At 69.2% G+C, this 20,361-nt stretch carries 17 protein-coding genes; 13 read left to right on the forward strand and 4 right to left on the reverse strand.

Annotated elements, in window-relative coordinates; all coding sequences use genetic code 11:
- Positions 1–2: 2 nt before the first annotated feature.
- On the forward strand, positions 3–566 hold the full coding sequence (locus Q344_RS0112390; RefSeq protein ID WP_028286993.1) for a nucleotide exchange factor GrpE: 564 nt from the start codon (positions 3–5) through the stop codon (positions 564–566).
- A 78-nt stretch (positions 567–644) separates the two neighbouring features.
- Here Q344_RS0112390 and mutS read toward each other — a convergent pair whose 3' ends face one another.
- A complete protein-coding gene (gene mutS / locus Q344_RS0112395) occupies positions 645–3,263 on the reverse strand; it encodes a DNA mismatch repair protein MutS (protein ID WP_028286994.1) in 2,619 nt (872 codons plus the stop codon).
- A 160-nt stretch (positions 3,264–3,423) separates the two neighbouring features.
- Between mutS and Q344_RS0112400 the strand changes: the two genes are divergently transcribed.
- From Q344_RS0112400 to Q344_RS0112420, 5 genes are all read left to right on the forward strand, one after another.
- On the forward strand, positions 3,424–5,685 hold the full coding sequence (locus Q344_RS0112400) for an NADP-dependent malic enzyme (protein WP_028286995.1): 2,262 nt from the start codon (positions 3,424–3,426) through the stop codon (positions 5,683–5,685).
- Position 5,686: 1 nt separating this feature from the next.
- Complete coding sequence (locus tag Q344_RS0112405; RefSeq protein WP_028286996.1) at positions 5,687–6,571, forward strand: ribokinase; 885 nt, start codon at positions 5,687–5,689, stop codon at positions 6,569–6,571.
- A gap of 122 nt (positions 6,572–6,693) precedes the next feature.
- Positions 6,694–7,401 (forward strand): sulfotransferase-like domain-containing protein, encoded by a 708-nt coding sequence (locus tag Q344_RS0112410; protein WP_028286997.1) that lies wholly within the window; start codon positions 6,694–6,696, stop codon positions 7,399–7,401.
- 79 nt (positions 7,402–7,480) lie between these two features.
- The gene (locus tag Q344_RS0112415; protein WP_028286998.1) at positions 7,481–7,894 is read left to right on the forward strand and encodes a DUF7282 domain-containing protein; all 414 of its coding nucleotides are present in this window, start codon (positions 7,481–7,483) and stop codon (positions 7,892–7,894) included.
- A 307-nt stretch (positions 7,895–8,201) separates the two neighbouring features.
- A complete protein-coding gene (locus Q344_RS0112420) occupies positions 8,202–9,224 on the forward strand; it encodes an Atu2307/SP_0267 family LLM class monooxygenase (protein ID WP_028286999.1) in 1,023 nt (340 codons plus the stop codon).
- Between the two features lie 147 nt (positions 9,225–9,371).
- Here Q344_RS0112420 and Q344_RS0112425 read toward each other — a convergent pair whose 3' ends face one another.
- Positions 9,372–10,598: an argininosuccinate synthase gene (locus Q344_RS0112425; RefSeq protein ID WP_028287000.1), complete on the reverse strand. Its 1,227-nt coding sequence runs from the start codon at positions 10,596–10,598 to the stop codon at positions 9,372–9,374.
- A gap of 368 nt (positions 10,599–10,966) precedes the next feature.
- Between Q344_RS0112425 and ilvA the strand changes: the two genes are divergently transcribed.
- A complete protein-coding gene (gene ilvA / locus Q344_RS0112430) occupies positions 10,967–12,190 on the forward strand; it encodes a threonine ammonia-lyase IlvA (protein WP_028287001.1) in 1,224 nt (407 codons plus the stop codon).
- Here ilvA and Q344_RS0112435 read toward each other — a convergent pair.
- On the reverse strand, positions 12,183–12,521 hold the full coding sequence (locus tag Q344_RS0112435) for an Hpt domain-containing protein (RefSeq protein ID WP_028287002.1): 339 nt from the start codon (positions 12,519–12,521) through the stop codon (positions 12,183–12,185). The genes ilvA and Q344_RS0112435 overlap by 8 nt on opposite strands.
- A 136-nt stretch (positions 12,522–12,657) precedes the next feature.
- Between Q344_RS0112435 and Q344_RS0112440 the strand changes: the two genes are divergently transcribed.
- A complete protein-coding gene (locus Q344_RS0112440; RefSeq protein WP_229669208.1) occupies positions 12,658–13,911 on the forward strand; it encodes a PP2C family protein-serine/threonine phosphatase in 1,254 nt (417 codons plus the stop codon).
- On the opposite strand, the gene Q344_RS0112445 is transcribed toward Q344_RS0112440, so the two are convergent.
- A complete protein-coding gene (locus Q344_RS0112445; RefSeq protein WP_051630600.1) occupies positions 13,908–14,393 on the reverse strand; it encodes an NUDIX hydrolase in 486 nt (161 codons plus the stop codon). The genes Q344_RS0112440 and Q344_RS0112445 overlap by 4 nt on opposite strands.
- 30 nt (positions 14,394–14,423) lie before the next feature.
- Between Q344_RS0112445 and hslO the strand changes: the two genes are divergently transcribed.
- Genes hslO through Q344_RS0112470 form a run of 5 tightly spaced genes read left to right on the forward strand, consistent with a single transcriptional unit; the run spans position 14,424 to position 20,322 of the window.
- Entirely contained in the window at positions 14,424–15,416 is a 993-nt protein-coding gene (hslO, locus tag Q344_RS0112450) for an Hsp33 family molecular chaperone HslO (RefSeq protein ID WP_028287005.1), read from the forward strand.
- The gene (locus Q344_RS0112455) at positions 15,394–15,996 is read left to right on the forward strand and encodes a CoA pyrophosphatase (RefSeq protein WP_028287827.1); all 603 of its coding nucleotides are present in this window, start codon (positions 15,394–15,396) and stop codon (positions 15,994–15,996) included. The genes hslO and Q344_RS0112455 overlap by 23 nt, the downstream gene beginning before the upstream one ends.
- Positions 15,993–17,162, forward strand: a complete 1,170-nt coding sequence (locus Q344_RS25150) for a CCA tRNA nucleotidyltransferase (RefSeq protein ID WP_028287006.1) — start codon at positions 15,993–15,995, stop codon at positions 17,160–17,162. The genes Q344_RS0112455 and Q344_RS25150 overlap by 4 nt, the downstream gene beginning before the upstream one ends.
- A 46-nt stretch (positions 17,163–17,208) precedes the next feature.
- Positions 17,209–19,059 (forward strand): ABC transporter ATP-binding protein, encoded by a 1,851-nt coding sequence (locus tag Q344_RS0112465; RefSeq protein WP_028287007.1) that lies wholly within the window; start codon positions 17,209–17,211, stop codon positions 19,057–19,059.
- 39 nt (positions 19,060–19,098) lie between these two features.
- Positions 19,099–20,322 (forward strand): class I SAM-dependent RNA methyltransferase, encoded by a 1,224-nt coding sequence (locus Q344_RS0112470; RefSeq protein ID WP_028287008.1) that lies wholly within the window; start codon positions 19,099–19,101, stop codon positions 20,320–20,322.
- Positions 20,323–20,361 lie beyond the last annotated feature (39 nt).

Raw genomic sequence — 20,361 nt, forward strand, 5'->3', positions numbered from 1 at the left:
GAATGGCTGAGCCGAAAGAGAACGATTTCCTCGACGATATCGAAGCCGCCGAGGAAGAGATCTATGGCGAAGACGCGGAACCGGATGCGGCCGCGATCGAACAGGACGAGCTGGACGCGCTGCGCGCCGAACGCGACCAGCTGAAGGATCGTTTCATGCGGGCGCTGGCGGATGCCGAGAATTCCCGCAAGCGCGCCGACAAGGACCGCCGCGAGGCGGAGAATTACGGCGGCTCGAAACTCGCCCGCGACATGCTGCCGGTCTATGACAACATGAAGCGCGCGGTCGAGGCGGCCGGTGACGTCGGCGAGGAGAACGCGGCGCTGATCGAGGGCATCCAGCTGACGATGCGGGAGCTTCTGAACGTCTTCCGCAAGCACGGAATCGAGCCGATTTCGCCGGAAGTCGGCGAGAAGTTCGATCCGAAGGTGCACCAGGCGATGTTCGAGGCGCCGGTGCCGGAGACCAGGGCGGGCGACATCATCCAGGTCGCCGCCGAGGGCTTCATGCTGCACGACCGCCTGCTGCGGCCGGCGCAGGTCGGCGTCTCGTCCAACCCGGGGTAAGGGGGGCTCTGCCCCCGTCGGGCCTCCGGCCCGACTCCCCCGGAGTATTTCCGGAAAGATGAAGTGGGGGCGTTTCGCTTATGGGCGGGACGCCTCTTTCAGTTTGTAGAGGATCTCGAGCGCTTCCCGCGGGGAGAGGTCGTCGGGGTTGGTGTCTTCGAGGAGCTTCGTCACTTCGGTGAGATGCGCGAGGGCGGCGGCTTTGGGCTGCGGCGGCGGCGCGGCGGCGAAGAGGGGGAGGTCGTCGATCAGGGTATGGGCCTTGCCGCCCTCGCGGTCGCCCTGTTCCAGCATGTCGAGGATCGCGCGGGCGCGGGAGACGACCGCCTCGGGGAGGCCGGCGAGGCGGGCGACCTGGACGCCGTAGCTCCGGTCGGCGGCCCCGTGGCGAACCTCGTGCAGGAAGATCACGTCGCCCTCGTGTTCGCGGACGGCCACCGTGGCGTTGTCGACGCCCTGGAGCTTGCCGGCCAGCGCCGTCATCTCGTGGTAATGGGTCGCGAAGAGGGCGCGGCAGTGGTTCACCTCGTGCAGGTGTTCGAGCGTGGCCCAGGCGATGGAGAGGCCGTCATAGGTTGCCGTCCCGCGGCCGATCTCGTCGAGGATGACGAGGGCGGAGGCGTCGGCCTGGTTCAGGATCGCCGCGGTCTCGACCATCTCGACCATGAAGGTGGAGCGGCCGCGGGCGAGGTCGTCGCTGGCGCCCACGCGGGAGAAGAGCTGGGAGACGACACCGATCTCGGCCTCCGTCGCCGGAACGTGGCTGCCCATCTGCGCGAGCAGCACGATCAGCGCGTTCTGGCGGAGGAAGGTCGATTTGCCGGCCATGTTCGGGCCGGTCAGGAGCCAGATGCGGGCCGGGTCGTCCGAGAGGTCGCAATCGTTGGCGATGAAGGGCGCGCCCTGGCGGGTGAGGGCGGCCTCGACGACCGGGTGGCGGCCGCCCTCGATGCGGAGCGCGCGGGTGGCGGAGATCTTCGGGCGGGTCCAGTTCTCGGTGCGGGAGATCTCGGCCAGTGCGGTGGCGAGGTCGAATTCCGAGAGCGCCCGGGCAGTGGCGGCGATCCGGTCGGCGGCGTCGAGAATGGCCGACTTGAGGTTGTCATAGAGACGCTTTTCGATCTCCAGCGCCTCGCCGGCGGCATTGTGGATGCGGGTCTCGATCTCGGAGAGCTCGGGCGTGGTGAAGCGGAGCTGGTTGGCCGTCGTCTGGCGGTGCCGGAACGTGTCGGAGAGGGGCTCGGAGAGCATCTTCTCGGCATGGGTGGCGGTCACCTCGATGAAGTAGCCCAGCACGTTGTTGTGCTTGATCTTCATCGAGGAGATGCCGGTCTGCTCGGCGTATTGCCCCTGCATTTTCGCGATCACGCCCCGGCCTTCGTCGCGCAGTTCCCGCGCGGCGTCGAGGTCGGGGTCGTAACCCGGTGCGATGAAGCCGCCGTCGCGGGCCAGCAGCGGGGGCTCGGCGACGAGCGCGGCGTCGAGCAGGGCGAGGAGGTCGTCGTGGCCGGTGAAATCGCGCGCGGCCTCGGCCAGCAGGGCGGGCAGCTCGGCCGTGCCGAGCAGGTCGCGGATCGCTTCGGCCTGGCCCAGCCCGTTGCGGATCGCGGCGAGGTCGCGGGGGCCGCCGCGGTCGAGCGAGAGGCGGGAGAGGGCGCGGTCGAGGTCGGGGACCTTGCGCAGCGCCTCGCGGAGGTCCGAGGCCAGCCGGGTGTTTTCCAGCGCGAAATCCACGGCTTCGAGACGGTTCTCGATCACGTGGGGCACGCGGGAGGGGCTGGAGAGCCGCCGCTCCAGCAGCCGCGCGCCGCCGGGGGTGACGGTCCGGTCGATCGTGGCCAGGAGCGACCCGGCGCGGCCGCCGCCCAGTGCATGGGTCAGCTCGAGGTTCCGGCGGGTGGCGGCGTCGATCTGCATGACGCGCTCCTCGGCCTCGCGGACGGGCGGGCGGAGGAGCGGGAGCTTCCCGCGCTGCGTGATCTCGAGGTAGTCGACGATGGCGCCCATGGCGGCGAGCTCGGGGCGGGAGAAGGTGCCGAAGGCCTCGAGCGTGGAGACGGAGAAGAGCGAGGTGAGCCGCTGTTCGCCGTTCGTGCTGTCGAAGCTCGCCCGGGAGAGCGGCGTCAGGGCGGGCCCGATATCAGAGACCGTTTCGGCGAAATCGCGTTCGATCGCTTCGGAGATCAGCACTTCCGAGGGGGCCAGGCGGGCCAGCTCCGGCCCGAGGCGGACGGGCGGCAGGGGCATCACGTGGAAGGCGCCGGTCGAGATGTCGACCCAGGCCAGCGCGCCCGCGTCGCGGACCAGCGCATAGGCGCAGAGGTAATTGTGCCGCCGGGCGTCGAGCAGGGACTCCTCGGTCAGGGTGCCGGGCGTGACCAGCCGCACCACGTCGCGCGCCACGACGGACTTCGAGCCGCGCTTCTTCGCCTCCTCCGGGCTTTCCATCTGCTCGCCGACGGCGACGCGGAAGCCCTTGCGGATCAGCGTCAGCAGGTAGCTCTCGGCCGAATGCACGGGCACGCCGCACATCGGGATGTCCTCGCCCAGGTGCTTGCCGCGCTTGGTCAGGGCGATGTCCAGCGCCTCGGCCGCCGCGACGGCGTCGTCGAAGAACATCTCGTAGAAATCGCCCATCCGGTAGAACAGCAGGGCATCCGGATATTGCGCCTTGATCTCAAGGTACTGCGCCATCATCGGCGTCACGGCTGCGGTCTGCTGGTTCACTGGGTCCCCCATGGTTGGGTCGGATTCTAATGACCCGGCCCACAGGGTGAAAGCCGAAAGCGCCTTTCTGTTGAGTGGCAGGCTGACCCCGTGTAAGACGCCCGGGCCTTGGACGAAGGGGAGAGAGGCCATGACCCGCACCCGCAGCCGGATCACGCCGGAGGAAGCGCTGCAATTCCATCTTGAGCCGAGCCCCGGCAAGCTGGAAATCGCCGCCACCGTGCCGATGACCACCCAGCGGGACCTGTCGCTCGCCTATTCGCCGGGCGTCGCCGTCCCCTGCGAGGCGATCCACGAGAACCCCGAGACCGCCTATGACTACACGACGAAGGGCAACCTCGTCGCCGTGATCTCGAACGGGACGGCGGTTCTGGGGCTGGGGAACCTGGGCGCGCTGGCCTCGAAGCCGGTGATGGAAGGGAAGGCGGTCCTGTTCAAGCGCTTCGCCGACGTGAACTCCATCGACATCGAGCTGGACACGCAGGATGTCGATGCCTTCGTCAACGCGGTGAAGCTGATGGAGCCGACCTTCGGCGGCATCAACCTGGAGGACATCAAGGCGCCCGAGTGCTTCATCATCGAGCAGCGGCTCAAGGAAGAGATGGAGATCCCGGTCTTCCACGACGACCAGCACGGCACCGCGGTGATCTGCGCGGCGGGTCTGATCAACGCGCTGCACCTGAACGGGAAGACGATTGAGGAGTGCCGGATCGTGCTGAACGGCGCCGGCGCGGCGGGGATCGCCTGTATCGAGCTTCTGAAACGGATGGGCGCCAAGAACGAGAACTGCATCGTCTGCGACACCAAGGGCGTCATCTACCAGGGCCGGACCGAGGGGATGAACCAGTGGAAATCGGCCCATGCGGTGAAGACCGACCTGCGCACCCTGGAAGAGGCGATGGTGGGGGCGGATGTCTTCCTGGGCGTCTCGGTGAAGGGCGCGGTGACGGCGAAGATGGTGGAGAGCATGGGGCCCGACCCGGTGATCTTCGCCATGGCGAACCCGGATCCCGAGATCACGCCGGAAGAGGCGCATGAGATCCGCGAGGATGCCATCGTCGCGACGGGGCGCAGCGATTATCCGAACCAGGTGAACAACGTGCTGGGCTTCCCCTATCTCTTCCGCGGCGCGCTCGACATCCATGCCCGCGCGATCAACGACGAGATGAAGATCGCCTGCGCCGAGGCGCTGGCCGAGCTGGCGCGCGAGGACGTGCCGGACGAGGTTGCCGTCGCCTATGGCAAGACGCTCACTTTCGGGCGCGATTACATCATCCCGACGCCCTTCGACCCGCGGCTGATCCACCGGATCCCGCCCGCCGTCGCCCGTGCCGGGATGGAGACCGGGGCCGCCCGGCGCCCGATCATCGACATGGAGGCCTACGAGCTGAGCCTCAAGAGCCGCATGGACCCGACCGCCAGCATCCTGCGCGGGATCGCCACGCGGGCGCGCCGGGCGCAGGCGCGGATGATCTTTGCGGAGGGCGACGATCCGCGGGTGCTCCGCGCGGCGGTCATGTACCAGCGCAACGGCTATGGCGATGCGATCGTCGTGGGCCGCGAGGCGGACGTGAAGGCCAAGCTGGAAGCGGCGGGGATGGGGGATGCGGTCGGCGAGCTGCAGATCGTGAATGCGGCGATGACCCCGCATCTCGAGACCTACAAGCAGTTCCTCTACAACCGGCTCCAGCGGAAGGGGTTCGACCAGATCGACATTCATCGCATGGCCGCGCGGGACCGGCACGTGTTCAGCGCGCTGCTGCTGGCGCATGGTGTCGGCGACGGGCTGGTGACGGGCGCGACGCGGAAGTCGGCGCATGTGCTGGAGCTGATCAACAACGTCATCGACGCGAATACCGAGATGGGCGCGGCGGGGGTGACGGCGCTGCTTCACAAGGGGCGGATCGTGCTGATCGCCGACACGCTGGTGCATGAATGGCCGGACGAGAACGACCTCGCGAATATCGCCGAGCGGGCGGCCTCGGTGGCGCGGGATCTGGGGCTCGAGCCGCGGGTCGCCTTCGTCAGCTTCTCGACCTTCGGCTACCCGGTCTCGGAACGGGCCGAGAAGATGCATATCGCGCCGCGGGTGCTCGAAGAGCGCGGGGTGGATTTCGAGTTCGAGGGCGAGATGACGGTCGACGTCGCGCTGAACATGGAGGCCGCGCGGCATTTCCCGTTCTCGCGGCTGACCGGACCGGCGAACATCCTCGTGGTTCCGGCGCGGCATTCGGCCAGCATCAGCGTCAAGCTCATGCAGGAGATGGCGGGCGCGACGGTCATCGGGCCGATCCTTGCGGGCGTCGAAAGCCCGATCCAGATCTGCTCCACCAACTCGACCGTCTCGGACATCATGAACATGGCGCTGCTTGCCGCCTGCAAGGTCGGCTGAGGTGACGATCTGGTGCCTCGGCTCGGTCAATGCCGACCATTTCTACCGGCTGCCGCACCTGCCGGCACCGGGGGAAACGCTCGCCGCCAGTGACTATTCAAGGGGTCTGGGCGGCAAGGGCGCCAACATGGCCGTCGCTGCGGCCCGCGGCGGGGCGCCGGTCGAACTGGTGGGCGCCGTGGGGCCCGACGGGCTCTGGATGAAGGCGCGGCTGGCGGATTACGGCGTCTCCGTGCGCCATCTGGCGGAAAGTGCCGAAGCGTCGGGCCACGCGATCATCTCGGTCGATGCGGCGGGCGAGAACCAGATCACGATCTACGGCGGCGCGAACCGCGCGCTCGAGCCCGCCCGCATCGACACCGCCTTCGCCGAGGCGCGGGAGGGCGACATCTTCGTCTGCCAGAACGAGACCAACCTCCAGCGCGCCGGCGCCGACATCGCGCGGTCGCGCGGGCTGCGGGTGGTCTATGCCGCCGCGCCTTTCGAGGTCGAAGCGGTGCGGAAGATGCTGGACGTCGCGGACCTGCTCGTGCTGAACGCTGTGGAGGCACGCCAGCTGCAAGAGGCAACGGGGCTGGCGCCCGAGGCGCTGCCGGTGGCCGGCATAGTCATCACGCTGGGCGCCGACGGGGTCCGCTGGATCGACACGAAGACAGGGCAATCGCGCGATTTCCCGGCTGTGGCGGTCACGGCGGTGGACACCACGGGCGCAGGCGACACCTTCACCGGCTATCTGCTGGCAGGGCTCGACCGGGGCCTGTCCATGGAGGCGGCGATCCCCCTTGCCGCGAAGGCGGCGGCGCTCAAGGTCACTCGGCGCGGCACCGCGGACGCCATCCCGTCGCTGTCGGAGGTGGAGACCTGGGCGCCCCCGGCGCATGGTTGACCGGGGGCGCCGCGCCGCCCCAGAGCGCCTTGATCCTTTCGGCCGATGGAAAGAGGATCCGTTCGCACGGACTTGAGACGGTGTGATCGGGCGTCGATAAAGGCCGGAAAAGGAAGGACGCCATGAAGATCGCCTGCTGGTCCGGCCCGCGCAACCTGTCGACCGCCATGATGTACGCTTTCGACAACCGGCCCGATTTCACTGCCGTGGACGAACCGTTCTACGCCGCCTACCTCGCGCGCACCGGGCGGGTGCACCCGATGGGCGACGCGATCCTCGCCGCGCAGCCGCAGGACCCGGCCGAGGTGGTCGCGAAGCTCGCCGCGCCCGAGCCCGAGGGGCGCCATGTCTGGCAGAAGCACATGGCGCAGCACATGGTCCCGGGCGTGCCGCGCGACTGGATCCGCGACATGGTTAACGTCTTCCTCATCCGCCATCCGGCCCGCGTGGTGGCCAGCTTCGCGGCCCGCTATGACCGCCCCGGGCTGGACGAGATCGGCTTCGTCCAGCAGGCCGAGCTGTACGAGCTGACCGGCGGCACGGCCGTGGTGATCGACGCCGCCGACATCCGCCGCGATCCCGAGGGGATGCTGCGTGCGCTCTGCGACGCGATCGGGCTGGGCTGGGATCCGTCCGTGCTGGCGTGGAGGGCGGGGCCCCGCGCTGTGGACGGTGTCTGGGCCGCGCATTGGTACGACGCGGTGCACCGTTCGACCGGGTTCGCGGGGGCCGAGGGGCCTCTGCCGGATCTGGAGGGCGATGCCGCCGCCCTGGCCGAGGCCGCGCTGCCTTACTATGAACGGCTGCATGCCCGGCGGCTGACCGTCTGAAACTCTCCCGCCGCGCCTCCCGTGTCTGGTGCAGCGCCCGGGACAAGCCCGGGCCGAAACCCCCAAGGGAGAGTAATTCATGAAGTTTCTTGCCATCCCCGCCGCCCTCATGCTGACCGCCGGCGCAGCCTTCGCCGACAACCACTCCATGACCCCCATGGTCGAGGCCTCGGATCAGGACGTGTCGAACGGCGTCGTCAGCGCAACCAGGATCGTCGCGCCCGAGAACGGCTGGCTGGTCGTGCACCGCACGGATTCCGAGATGAAGCCCGGCCCCGTGGTGGGCTATGCGCCGCTCCGGATGGGCGAAACGATGGACGTGGCGGCGATCCTGACCGAAGAGGTCGCCTCGGGCGACATGCTCATGCTCATGGTCCATTCCGAAGCCGGCGGCATGAAGACCGGCGCCTTCGAATACACGCTGGGCGCCAAGGAAGACGGGCCGATCAAGCCCGACGGCAACCTCGTGATGACGACGATCACCGCCGAGTGACTCCGCGACGTCCGGAAAAGCATCGACACCGGTGAAACTATCGTCACGCGTGTTTCGTGACTCTGCCAGTCGCGCCGTCTTTGGGGTCGGCGCGGCTGTTACCCAGTGCGGCCCGTGCGGCCACCCCGACCGGACGGGCTCTGCCATTGCCCCGGCGGAGCAGAAGATCCGGCGGACCGACACACCTGGGACCGGCCATTGCCGCCGGTCCCCTTCTCGTGTTCCGACGCGCAGGAGATGTGCGCGCACCCGCCTGTTCCCGCCCTCGCCGCAGCCCTAGATTGCGCGGAAACGAAGGGAGACGGCAATGGAACTCGGACTCTACACATTCGGCGATGTCGGGCGGGACCCCGCGACCGGCACCGAGGTCAACTGGCAGCAGCGGCTCGAGAACCTCATGGAGGAGATCCGGCTCGCCGACGAGGTGGGCCTCGATTTCTACGGGCTGGGCGAACACCACCGGCCGAACTACGCGATTTCCTCGCCGCCCGTCGTGCTGGCGGCCGCCGCGCGTGAAACGAAGCGCATCCGCCTGAGCTCGGCCGTGTCGGTCCTGTCCTCGGACGATCCGATCCGCGTCTTCCAGCAATATTCGACGGTCGACAACCTTTCGCAGGGGCGGGCCGAGCTGATGGTGGGCCGCGGCTCGTTCATCGAGAGTTTCCCCTTGTTCGGGCATGATCTGCGCGATTACGACGAGCTGTTCGAGGACAAGCTGGCGATGCTGCTGGCGATCCGCGACAAGACCGAGCTGGTCTGGCCCGGCACCAAGTTCACGCCCGCGGTCGAGGGGCTGGGCGTCTATCCGCGTCCGGTCGGCGATCTGCCGGTCTGGATCGCGGTCGGCGGGACGCCGCAATCCGCGGTGCGCGCGGGCGCGCTGGGCCTGCCCATGGCGCTGGCGATCATCGGCGGGCAGCCGCGCCGCTTCGCGCCGCTGGCGGACCTCTACCGCAAGGCGGCGGCCCAGGCCGGCACCGCGGACAAGACGCGGGTGTCGCTGAACGTGCACGGCTTCGTGGGCGAGGACAGCCAGCGCGCCGCCGACGTGTTCTTCCCGGCGCAGAAGGCGGTGATGGACCAGATCGGCCGGGAACGCGGCTGGGCGCCGCAGACCCGCGCGCAGTTCGACGCCTCGATCGGGCCGGAGGGGGCGATGTTCGTGGGGTCCCCGGCGCAGCTGGTGGACAAGATCCTCGGGCTGAAGGAGGACCTCGGCTTCGACCGCGTGGGCATCCAGATGGCGATCGGGATCATCGACCACGCCGAGATGATGAAGGCGATCGAGGTGCTGGGGACGAAGGTGGCGCCGGAGCTGCGCAAGGCGTGAGGGGGTGCCGGGCCGACGCCCGGCCTCCATCTCGTGACGGCCGGACATCTCCCTCCCTCCGGCGATCCCGCCTTGCGGGGCGGGGCACCACGGCAAAGAAAAAAGGCGCCCGGGGCGGGGCGCCTTTTTCGGTCCGATCCGGAGAGCTTACGTCTCCAGCCGCCGCTTCCGGGCGGCCAGCAGCTTGAGCCGCAGCGCGTTGAGCTGGATGAAGCCCTGCGCGTCCGTCTGGTCGTAGGCGCCGGCGTCCTCCTCGAAGGTGACATGCGCCTCGGAATAGAGCGAATGGTCCGACCAGCGCGCGACGGTCCGGGCGGCGCCCTTGAAGAGCTGGACGCGGACGGTGCCGGTGACATGCTCCTGGCTCTTGTCGATCAGCGCCTGCAGCATCTCGCGCTCCGGCGAGAACCAGAAGCCGTTGTAGATCAGCTCCGCATAGCGCGGCATGATCGAATCCTTCAGGTGCCCGGCGCCCGAATCCAGCGTGATCTGCTCGATCCCGCGGTGCGCTTCCAGCAGGATCGTCCCGCCCGGCGTCTCGTAGATCCCGCGCGACTTCATCCCGACGAAGCGGTTCTCGACAAAGTCCAGTCGGCCGATCCCGTGGCGCTTGCCGTATTCGTTCAGCCTGGTGAGGATCGTGGCGGGCGACATCGCCTCGCCGTTGATCGCGACCGGATCGCCCTTCTCGAAGGCGATCTCGATCATCTCGGGCGTATCGGGCCCGTGCACCGGGTCGTCGGTCCGCTGGTAGACGTAATCGGGCGCCTCCTCGGCGGGATTCTCCAGCACCTTGCCCTCGGAGGAGGTGTGCAGCAGGTTCGCGTCGACCGAGAAGGGCGCCTCGCCGCGTTTGTCCTTGGCGATCGGGATCTGGTTCGCCTCGGCGAATTCCAGCAGCTTCGTGCGCGAGGTCAGGTCCCAAAGACGCCAGGGCGCGATCACCTTGATGTCGGGGTTCAGCGCATAGGCGGCCAGTTCGAACCGCACCTGGTCGTTGCCCTTGCCGGTGGCGCCATGGGCCACGGCGTCGGCGCCGGTCTCGGCGGCGATCTCGATCAGGCGCTTGGAGATCAGCGGGCGGGCGATCGAGGTGCCCAGCAGGTAGAGCCCCTCGTAGACCGCGTTGGCGCGGAACATCGGGAAGACGAAGTCGCGCACGAATTCTTCACGGATGTCCTCGATATAGATGTTCTCGGGCTTGATGCCGAGCAGCTCCGCCTTCTTGCGGGCCGGGTCCAGCTCCTCCCCCTGGCCGAGGTCGGCGGTGAAGGTGACGACTTCGCAACCGTATTCGGTCTGAAGCCATTTCAGGATGATCGAGGTGTCGAGGCCGCCGGAATAGGCAAGCACGACTTTCTTGGGCGCGGACATGGTGACTCCTGACGTCTGGGACGGTCAGGCGGGTAGCGCTTTTTCGCGTTGTGGACAAGGGCGCGCCGAACGGGGGCGCGTCCTTGTCCACGCTTCGCCGTCATTCCGTGAGTGGGGCCGCAAGCGCCAGGGTGAGTGTGACGCGCGCCATATGGCAGGCCTTCTGACGACGGCCGGCCCTGTTCAGGCCGGACCCGATGGTGTCCAGGGGGCCGCGTCCCGGACCTCCCGCCGGGGCTGGTGCAGAGCGGGACGCCGGCACCAGGATGCCCTTGCACACCTTTAAGTTGTAATATGGGGTGATATTCTCCGATGTCCCGTCCTCGGGCGCTTGATCCTGCCGGACCGGCGGTTCATTGCTTGCAGCGATGACCCAGTTCCGAAAATCCGCTCATGCCGCCGCCGAGGCGATGCGCACGGTCTTCCCCGAGACCCCGTGCCAGCGCAACGATCACCTTTCCGCGCTTTACGACGCCGAGATCTGGCTCAAGCGCGAGGACCTGTCCCCGGTGCGCAGCTACAAGCTGCGCGGCGCCTTCAACGCGATGCGCAAGGTCGAGGGCGCATCGCGCTTCGTCTGCGCCAGCGCCGGCAACCATGCGCAGGGCATGGCCTACATGTGCCAGTCCTTCGCCGTGCCCGGGGTGGTCTTCATGCCGGTCACGACGCCGCAGCAGAAGATCGACAAGACACGGATCTTCGGCGGCGCCTTCATCGAGATCCGGCTGGTCGGCGACTATTTCGACGACACGCTGGCCGAGGCCAAACGCTATTGCGCCGAGATCGGCGGGCATTTCCTCGCCCCGTTCGACGATGCGGACGTGATCGAGGGGCAGGCCAGCGTCGGGGTCGAGATCGAGGCGCAGATGGGCCGGCCCGACCGGATCGTGCTGCCCGTGGGCGGCGGCGGCCTTGCGGCGGGGATCAGGCGGTACTTCGGGCCCGAGATGCCGATGACCTTCGTGGAGCCGGCAGGCGGGGCGAGCCTGTCCGCCGCCGTGGCGGCCGGCCATCCGGTGGCGCTGCCCCGCGTCGACAGCTTCGTCGACGGCGCGGCCGTGGCGCGGATCGGCGATGCGCCCTGGGCGGTCCTGAAGGAGACGCGGGCCGGGGATGTGCTGACGGCGCCCGAGGACCGGATCTGCACCACCATCCTCAGGATGCTCAATGTCGAGGGCATCGTGCTGGAACCCGCGGGCGCGCTGTCGGTCGACGCGCTGGCGGACATCGCCGAGGAGATCCGCGGCAAGCGCGTGGTCTGCATCACCTCGGGCGGGAATTTCGACTTCGAGCGCCTGCCCGAGGTCAAGGAGCGGGCGCAGCGCTTCTCGGGCGTGAAGAAGTACTTCATCCTGCGCCTGCCGCAGCGGCCCGGTGCGCTGCGCGATTTCCTCGAGATGCTGGGGCCGGACGACGACATCACCCGGTTCGAATACCTCAAGAAATCCGCACGCAACTTCGGGTCGGTCCTGATCGGGATCGAGACGAAGGATGCGGCCAATTTCGGCACGCTTTTCCAGAGGATGGACGATGCCGGTTTCGCGTATCGCGACACCACGAACGACGTGATCCTCGCGGAATTCCTCATCTGACGGCCGCCGCCGGCAGGTCCGGAAGGCGGGCCGGCAGACCTTCGACAAAGGCGGCGCGGGAGCGGGCGTAACAGGCGCGCAGCGCGTCGATGTCCACGACGCGCCCGTGCGATGCCGCGATCTCCGCCGTGCTGCAGAGGTCGAGGAAGTCCCGGAACCCCATCGTCGTGGCGCTGCCCTTCAGGTAGTGCAGCTGCGCCTCGAGATCCCGGTCCGGCGCGAGGGCGCGGACCGCGGCATCGGTGTCGTCGAGGAAGAGGGTGACGACCTCTGCCATCTCGGCGGGCCCGACCGCCGCCATCAGCTCCGCCACGATGTCCCAGTCGATCATCCGGACCTCCGTGCCCCCTCCTAGCGGAAAGGGCTTAAGGATCTGCGACCGGCGGACCGCGGGGTCATTCACGCGGGCTTAACTCCGGCGGGGCTAGGTGTGAGGGGCGCCATATTCCGGCGCGGGGAAAGGACATGTGACCCGGAACGCGATCGACAAGACCACGCCGCCGGAGCAGGTCCGGGCGCGCCGGGTGCTGGTGGTGGACGACAATCCGCTGCAACGCCGGGTGCTGGGCAGCTACCTGCGCGGCTTGGGCTACGCTGTCGAAACGGCGGCCGGCGGCGCCGAGGCGCTGGAAATCTGCCGCTGCGACCCGCCGGAGCTGGTGATCAGCGACTGGATGATGCCGGGCATGGACGGGCTGGCCTTCTGCCGCGCCTTCCGCGCGCTCGCGCGGGACGATTACGGCTATTTCCTCCTGCTCACCTCGAAGGGCGAAAAGGCGAACGTGGCCGAGGGGCTGGACAGCGGCGCGGACGATTTCCTGACCAAGCCGGTCAGCGCCGACGAGCTGCGCGCGCGGCTGACGGCCGGGGAGCGCATCCTCGACATGCAGCGCCAGCTGCGGGAGAAGAACCTCCTGCTTGTCGAGGCGCTGGCGCAATTGCAGGCGGTCCATGATTCCATCGACAGCGACCTCGTGGAGGCGCGCAAGCTGCAGCAATCCCTGGTGCGCGAGCGGTTCCGCGATTTCGGGTCGGCCCGGCTCGCGCTGACGCTCTGCCCGGCGGGGCGGGTGGGCGGCGATCTCGTCGGCTTCTTCCCGATCTGGCCAGACCGGCTGGGGCTCTTCGCCATCGACGTCTCGGGCCATGGCATCAGCTCGGCCCTGATGACGGCGCGGCTGGCGGGGCTGCTGTCCTCGGCCATCCCGGAGCGGAACGTGGCGCTGACCCGGGGCGCGGGCGGGCGGATCGAAGCGGTGCCGCCCGCCGAGGTCGCGGCGGGGCTCAACCGGCTGATGCAGGAAGAGATGGAGGTGGAGCATTACTTCACCCTGTTCCTCGCCGCCTGCGACCTGCGCACCGGCGAGATGCGCGCGGTGCAGGCGGGCCATCCGCATCCGCTGCTCCAGCGGGGCGATGGCCGGATCGAGGTGATCGGGCGCGGGGGCCTGCCGATCGGCCTGATCCCCGACGCGACCTACGAGGAGATCGCGCTGACCCTTGCCCCCGGGGACCGGCTGCTGGTGATGTCGGACGGCATGACCGAGATCCCGGACGGGGCGGGCGGCCTTCTGGGCGAGGCGGGGCTGACCCGCATGCTCGGGGAACTGGCGGCGACGCGGGGACCGGCCCTGCTCGAGACACTGGTCTGGCAATTGCGCGAGGCGAACGGCGGCCGCGACTTCCCCGACGACGTCTCTGCCATCGTGCTGGAGTTCTAGGTGGCCAGGTTAGCCAGCAGCGTCCGCTCGCCTTCATTGGCGAGCAGGTCCATCGCGGTCTCGGCCGGCATCCAGACGGCCATGTGCCCGGGCTCGGTCGGCGGCCCGAGCCGGCGTACGGGGCGGGCCATGTAGATCGTGCAGATCTTCTCGGCCCAGAGATCGTATTCCGGCATGTAGACGAAGCGGCGGAAGGCCCCGATCCGGCGCGGCGCGGCGATCGACCAGCCGGTCTCTTCATAGACCTCGCGGTGCAGCGCCCGCAGCGGCGATTCGCCCGGGTCGACGCCGCCGCCGGGCAGCTGGAACTCGGGCTCGGGCTCGATCTGGTGGGTCAGCAGGAGCGAGCCGTTCAGCGGCAGCATCGCGTAAACCCCCGGACGCGGGGTGTATCTGATGTCGGGCCTGACGGCCTCCCCGAACCTGCGCAACGCCTGCCGCTCCTTCCCGGGGCCCGCCTTGTCGGAAATGGCCACCGGCATTATGTGGGGGGCAACGCAAAGGACACCCCTATGAACATTGGCTCCAAACTGGCCTGGGACGATTCGGTTCTGCCGTTCCAGCTGGACAACTCGGATATTCGCGGTCGCGTCGCCCGGCTGGACGGCGTGCTCGACGGCATCCTGAAGCAACACGATTACCCGCCCGTTGTCGAGGCGCTGGTGGCCGAAATGGCCCTGCTGACCGCGCTGATCGGACAGACCATCAAGCTGCGCTGGAAATTGCAGCTGCAGGTGCAGACCGACGGTCCGGTGCGGATGATCGCGACCGATTACTACGGCCCGACCGAAGAGGGCGAGCCGGCGCGCATCCGCGCCTATGCGAGCTACGACAAGGACCGGGTCAGCGGGAATGTCCCGATGGATCAGCTGGGCGAGGGCTACTTCGCCATCATGATCGACCAGGGGCAGGGCATGACCCCCTACCAGGGCATCACGCCGATCACCCGCGAGGGCTTGTCGCGCTCGGCCGAGGCGTATTTCGCCCAGTCCGAGCAGATTCCGACCCGTTTCGCGCTGAGCTTCGGCGTCAGCCAGGCGCCGGGCCAGCCGGCCAGCTGGCGGGGCGGCGGCATCATGCTGCAGACCATGCCCAAGGCCTCGCCCCTGCATGGCGGCGGATCGGGCGAGGGCGGGCTGATCCTGGCGCAGGACCTCGTCGAAGGGGACGAGGAGGAGAACTGGAACCGGGTCAACATGCATCTCGACACCGCCGAGGACATGGAACTGGCCGGGCCGAGCCTCGCGCCGACCGACCTGCTGGTGCGGCTGTTCCACGAGGAGGCGCCGCGCGTCTTCGACGCCCAGCCGGTGCGCTTCGGGTGCTCCTGTTCCGAGGACAAGGTGCGGCAGTCGCTGTCGATCTACTCGGCCAAGGACATCGGGAAGATGACGACGGACGAGGGCGTCGTCACGGCGGATTGCCAGTATTGCGGCGCGCATTACGTGCTCGACCCCGCGACCGTCGGGTTCGAGGCGAAGGATGGGGGCGCAACGGGTGAGTGAGTTCGAGCGGATCCGTGCGGCGCTGCTGGCGCCGGGCGGGCCGACCTCGGATTACGAGCTGAACCCGGGGGTCTTCGCGCCGACGGAGGCCACCCGCGCGGCCGGCGTGCTGATCCCGATCGAAGAGATCGACGGCCGGCTCTGGGTCATCCTCACCAAGCGCTCCTCCGCGCTCAAGCATCACCCCGGGCAGATCGCCTTCCCGGGCGGGAAGGTCGACCCGGTGGATGCCGACAGCACCGCCGCCGCCCTGCGCGAGGCCGAGGAAGAGATCGGCCTGCCGCGCCAGAACGTGGAGGTGCTGGGCTATCTGCCGGAGCATGACACGGTGACGAACTTCCGGGTGCAGCCGGTGGTGGGGCGCATCCTCGAACCCTTCGAGGTCCGGCCCGAACCGGGCGAGGTGGAAGAGGCGTTCCGCGTGCCGCTGGATCACCTGGCCAATCCCGACAATTACATGCGCGAGGGCCGGCGCTGGCGCGGCCAGCGACGCTATTACTACATCGTCCCCTACGGTCCCTATTACGTCTGGGGCGCGACGGCGCGGATGTGCCGGGTGCTGGCGGACCGGCTGTCATGACGAAGCTCGCGGGCGACTGGCTGGACCGGCCCGCGACGCAGGGGATCTGCGCGCTTCTGGAGGGCGGCGGGCACAAGGCGCTCTTCGTCGGCGGCTGCGTGCGGGACGCGCTGCTGGGCCGCCCGGTGGGCGACATCGACATCGCGACGGATGCCCGGCCCGAACGGGTGATGGCGCTGGCCGAAGTGGCGGGGGTCAAGGCCGTGCCGACCGGGATCGGGCACGGCACCGTCACGCTGGTCTCGGACGGCGTGCCGCACGAGGTGACGACCTTCCGGCGCGACGTGGAAACCGACGGGCGGCGGGCGGTGGTGGCCTTCTCGGACGACGTGGCCGAGGACGCGCGGCGGCGCGACTTCACCATGAACGCGCTCTATGCCGATGCGCGCGGCGCGGTGACCGATCCGCTGGGCGGCATGGCGGACCTCCGCGCGCGCCGGGTGCGGTTCATCGAGGACCCCGAGACGCGTATCCGCGAGGATTACCTGCGGATCCTGCGGTTCTTCCGCTTCCACGCCTGGTACGGTGACGCAGACGCCGGGATGGATGCCGAGGCGCTGGCCGCGATTGCCGCGCTTTCCCCCGGGTTGGAGACGCTTTCGCGCGAACGGATCGGGCACGAGATGCGGCGCCTGCTGGCCGCGCCGGACCCCGCGCCCTCGATCGCGGCGATGCGGCAGGCCGGGGTGCTGGCCGTCGTGCTGCCGGGGGCGGAGGACACCTTCCTCGCCCCGCTCGTGCATCTGGAGGGCGAGACGGGCACCGCGCCCGACGCGATGCGGCGGCTCGCCATCCTCGGCGGCGAGGACCTGCCCGGGGCGCTGCGACTCAGCAAGGCCGACCAGCGGCGGCTCGAGGCGCTGCGGAGCGTCATGACCTCTGCCGACACGCCTGCCGCGCTGGGCTTCCGGCATGGCGCCGGGCTGGCGCGCGATGCCCTGCTGATGCGCTGGGCGATGGCCGGGCAGGCGCCGGTGCCGGAGCAGCTCTCCGAGGTCGAAGCCGGCGCGGCACAGGTGCTGCCCGTGTCTGCCCGCGACCTGCCCGACAGCTATCAGGGCGCCGAGATCGGGCGACGCCTGAACCAGCTGGAGGCGGCCTTCGTCGCCTCGGGCTTCACGCTCGACCGCGCCGCGCTGCTGGCGCTGCCCGACCCGCGATCTTGACGCGGACCCGGAAGGGGCCAGTATCCGCAGGGTGAAAGGAGCCCCCATGCGGCCGGAACAGATGATCGACGCCTTCCGCCCCGCAGAAGGACCTCCGCCGACAACCCTCTATCGTTTCATGGTCTGGGCGCTGCGCGGCGCCTTTCCGGCTCTGTTCCTCGCGGGCGGGCTCTCGGCGCTTGCGGGCGCGATGGAGGCGGGGACGGCCTGGATCCTCGGCCGGGTGATCGACACCGCCACCGCCGCGGGGCCCGAAAACTTCTTCACCGCGCAGCACATGGGGATCATCCTGGGCGCGGTGATCTTCTTCCTCGTCGCGCGCCCGATCTTCATCGCGGCCTCCTCCGCCGCGACGTCGATCATCGTGACGCCGAATGTGGACACGCTGGTGCTGCAGCGGCTCAACCGCTGGACGCTGGGCCAGTCGGTCAATTTCTTCGACAACGATTTCGCCGGACGGATCGCGCAGAAGCAGATGCAGGCGGCCCGGGCGCTGACCGACGTGACGGTCGAATCGATCAACATGATCACCTTCGCGCTCGCCTCGCTGATCGGGGCCGTCGCGCTGATGGCCGGGATCGACTGGCGGATCGCGGCGGGGTTCATGGTCTGGCTCGGGTTCTACTTCCTGCTGATCCGCTTCTTCCTGCCGCGGATCCGGGTGCGGGCCAAGAACCGCGCGGCGGCGCGGGCGATGGTCACGGGGCAGATCGTCGACACGATCACCAACATCAAGACGGTGAAGCTGTTCGCCCATGACCAGCACGAGGACGCCGCGGCGCTGGATGCCATGGGGCGCTTCCGGGGCCGGGTGCTGGAGTTCGGCTACATGTCGGCCCAGTTCCGCATCTGCCTGAACACGCTGGCGGGCACGCTGCCGCTGTTCCTCGTCGGCGGGACGCTCTGGCTCTGGTCCGTGGGCTCGGCCAGTATCGGCGACGCGGTGGCGGCCGGGACCATTGCCATGCGCGTGGCGCAGATGACCGGCTGGGTCAGCTTCGCGCTGATGACGGTCTACGCCAACATCGGCGAGGTCGAGGACGGGATGCGGACGCTGGCCCGCGCCGTGCGGCTGGAGGACGAGCCGGGCGCGGTGCCGCTGGAGGTACCCGAGGGCCGCGTGACCTTCGAGGACGTGACCTTCACCTATGGCCGCGACAGCGACAAGGGCGGGATCCAAGGCATCCGGCTGGACATCCGCCCCGGCGAGAAGCTGGGGATCGTCGGCGCCTCGGGGGCCGGGAAATCGACCATGGTGGCGCTGCTGATGCGGCTGTACGACCCGGAACAGGGTCGCATCCTGATCGACGGGCAGGACATCCGGCATGTCACGCAGGAAAGCCTGCGGCGGTCCATCGGGATGGTCACGCAGGAAACCGCGATGTTCAACCGCTCCGCGCGCGAGAACATCCTCTACGGCAACCCCGACGCCGACGAGAACGACCTGATCGCCGCCGCCGAGAAGGCCGAGGCGCATGATTTCATCAACGACCTCGAGGATCACACCGGCCGCGCGGGCTACGAGGCGCGGCTCGGCGAGCGGGGGGTGAAGCTGTCGGGCGGGCAGCGGCAGCGGATCGCGCTGGCCCGCGCCATCCTGAAGGACGCGCCGATCCTCGTGCTGGACGAGGCGACCTCGGCGCTCGATTCAGAGGTCGAGGCGGCGATCCAGTCCGCGCTGGAACGGGTGATGGAGGGCAAGACCGTCCTCGCCGTGGCGCACCGGCTTTCCACCATCAGCCACATGGACCGGATCGCCGTGCTGGACGCCGGCCGGGTGGTAGAGACCGGGACGCATTCCGAGCTTCTGGCGCAGAACGGGCTCTATGCCCGCTACTGGGCGCGGCAGTCGGGCGGGTTCCTCGGCTCGGATGGGTCGGAAGAGGCCGCCGAATAGGCCTTTGCCGCCGGGGCGTCGCTGCGCTATCGGAGCGGCATGGACAGCTACCTGATCGAACGCCTAGGCCACATGGGTGACGGGATCGCCCGCGGCCCCGTCTTCGCGCCGCTCACCCTGCCGGGCGAGACGGTGACCGGACGGCTCGATGGCGACCGTCTGCACGAGGTGAAGATCGTCACCCCCGCGCTCGAACGTGTCGCGGCGCCCTGCCGGCATTTCCGGACCTGCGGCGGCTGCGCCCTCCAGCACGCGGCGCCCGAATTCATCGCGGGCTGGAAGGCCGGGGTGGTCCGGCAGGCGCTGGCCGCGCAGGGGATCGAGGGCGAGATCGCGGCGGTGCACACCTCGCCCGAACGGTCGCGGCGTCGGGCCACGCTCTCGGCGCGGCGCACGAAGAAGGGGGCGCTCGCCGGGTTTCACGCGCGCGGGTCCGACGTGGTGGTGGAGATCCCCGATTGCCACCTGCTCGCCCCCGGGCTGATGGCGGCGCTGCCGGTGGCCGAGGCGCTCGCGGTGGCGGGCGGCAGCCGGAAGGGCGAGATCTCGGTCCAGGCGACGCTGTCGCCGGGCGGGCTCGACATCGCGGTCACGGGCGGCAAGCCGATGGACGGGCCGCTGCAGGTGGAGCTTGCGCAGCTGGCCGAGGGGCTGGGGCTGGCCCGGCTGGCATGGGACGGCGAGGTCGTGGCGATGCGCCACGCGCCCGAGCAGGTCTTCGGGCGGGCGAAGGTGACGCCGCCCCCGGGCGCCTTCCTGCAGGCGACGGCGCATGGCGAGGCGCGGCTGCTGGCCGAGGTTTCGACCCTGACGCAGGGAAAATCGCGGGTGGTCGACCTGTTCGCGGGCTGCGGGACCTTCACCCTGCCGCTGGCCGAAGACGCCGAGGTGCATGCGGTCGAGGGCGAGGCCGAGATGCTGCGCGCGCTCGACCGCGGGTGGCGCAATGCGCCCGGGTTGAAGCGGGTGAGCACCGAGGCGCGCGATCTTTTCCGCCGCCCGCTGCTGGCCGAGGAGCTGTCGCGCTACGACGCCGCGGTGATCGACCCGCCGCGCGCCGGCGCCGCCAGCCAGATCGCCGAGCTGGCGCGGTCGGGCGTTCCGGTCATCGCCCATGTGTCCTGCAACCCGGTGACCTTCGCGCGGGACGCGGCGGTCCTGATCGGCGCGGGCTATGCCATGGGGCCGGTGACCGTGGTGGACCAGTTCCGCTGGTCGCCCCACGTGGAGCTGGTGGCGGGATTTTCACTCACTTCCGCGTGAGGCGGGATTACCCCCTTCGCAAATCATCACGGACCCGTT

The organism is Pseudooceanicola nanhaiensis DSM 18065 (assembly GCF_000688295.1).
In the GTDB taxonomy this organism is placed as follows: Bacteria; Pseudomonadota; Alphaproteobacteria; order Rhodobacterales; family Rhodobacteraceae; genus Pseudooceanicola; species Pseudooceanicola nanhaiensis.

Bases quoted from the DNA above. Each gene is read 5' to 3' on its own strand.
- Q344_RS0112445 (WP_051630600.1), bottom strand. From the start codon at position 14,393: ATGCCGGTGGCCATTTCCGACAAGGCGGGCCCCGGGAAGGAGCGGCAG.
- Q344_RS25150 (WP_028287006.1), top strand. From the start codon at position 15,993: ATGACGAAGCTCGCGGGCGACTGGCTGGACCGGCCCGCGACGCAGGGG.
- Q344_RS0112415 (WP_028286998.1), top strand. From the start codon at position 7,481: ATGAAGTTTCTTGCCATCCCCGCCGCCCTCATGCTGACCGCCGGCGCA.
- Q344_RS0112425 (WP_028287000.1), bottom strand. From the start codon at position 10,598: ATGTCCGCGCCCAAGAAAGTCGTGCTTGCCTATTCCGGCGGCCTCGAC.
- Q344_RS0112390 (WP_028286993.1), top strand. From the start codon at position 3: ATGGCTGAGCCGAAAGAGAACGATTTCCTCGACGATATCGAAGCCGCC.
- Q344_RS0112435 (WP_028287002.1), bottom strand. From the start codon at position 12,521: ATGATCGACTGGGACATCGTGGCGGAGCTGATGGCGGCGGTCGGGCCC.
- hslO (WP_028287005.1), top strand. From the start codon at position 14,424: ATGAACATTGGCTCCAAACTGGCCTGGGACGATTCGGTTCTGCCGTTC.
- mutS (WP_028286994.1), bottom strand. From the start codon at position 3,263: ATGATGGCGCAGTACCTTGAGATCAAGGCGCAATATCCGGATGCCCTG.
- Q344_RS0112420 (WP_028286999.1), top strand. From the start codon at position 8,202: ATGGAACTCGGACTCTACACATTCGGCGATGTCGGGCGGGACCCCGCG.
- Q344_RS0112465 (WP_028287007.1), top strand. From the start codon at position 17,209: ATGCGGCCGGAACAGATGATCGACGCCTTCCGCCCCGCAGAAGGACCT.
- Q344_RS0112455 (WP_028287827.1), top strand. From the start codon at position 15,394: ATGGGGGCGCAACGGGTGAGTGAGTTCGAGCGGATCCGTGCGGCGCTG.
- Q344_RS0112470 (WP_028287008.1), top strand. From the start codon at position 19,099: ATGGACAGCTACCTGATCGAACGCCTAGGCCACATGGGTGACGGGATC.
- ilvA (WP_028287001.1), top strand. From the start codon at position 10,967: ATGACCCAGTTCCGAAAATCCGCTCATGCCGCCGCCGAGGCGATGCGC.
- Q344_RS0112410 (WP_028286997.1), top strand. From the start codon at position 6,694: ATGAAGATCGCCTGCTGGTCCGGCCCGCGCAACCTGTCGACCGCCATG.
- Q344_RS0112400 (WP_028286995.1), top strand. From the start codon at position 3,424: ATGACCCGCACCCGCAGCCGGATCACGCCGGAGGAAGCGCTGCAATTC.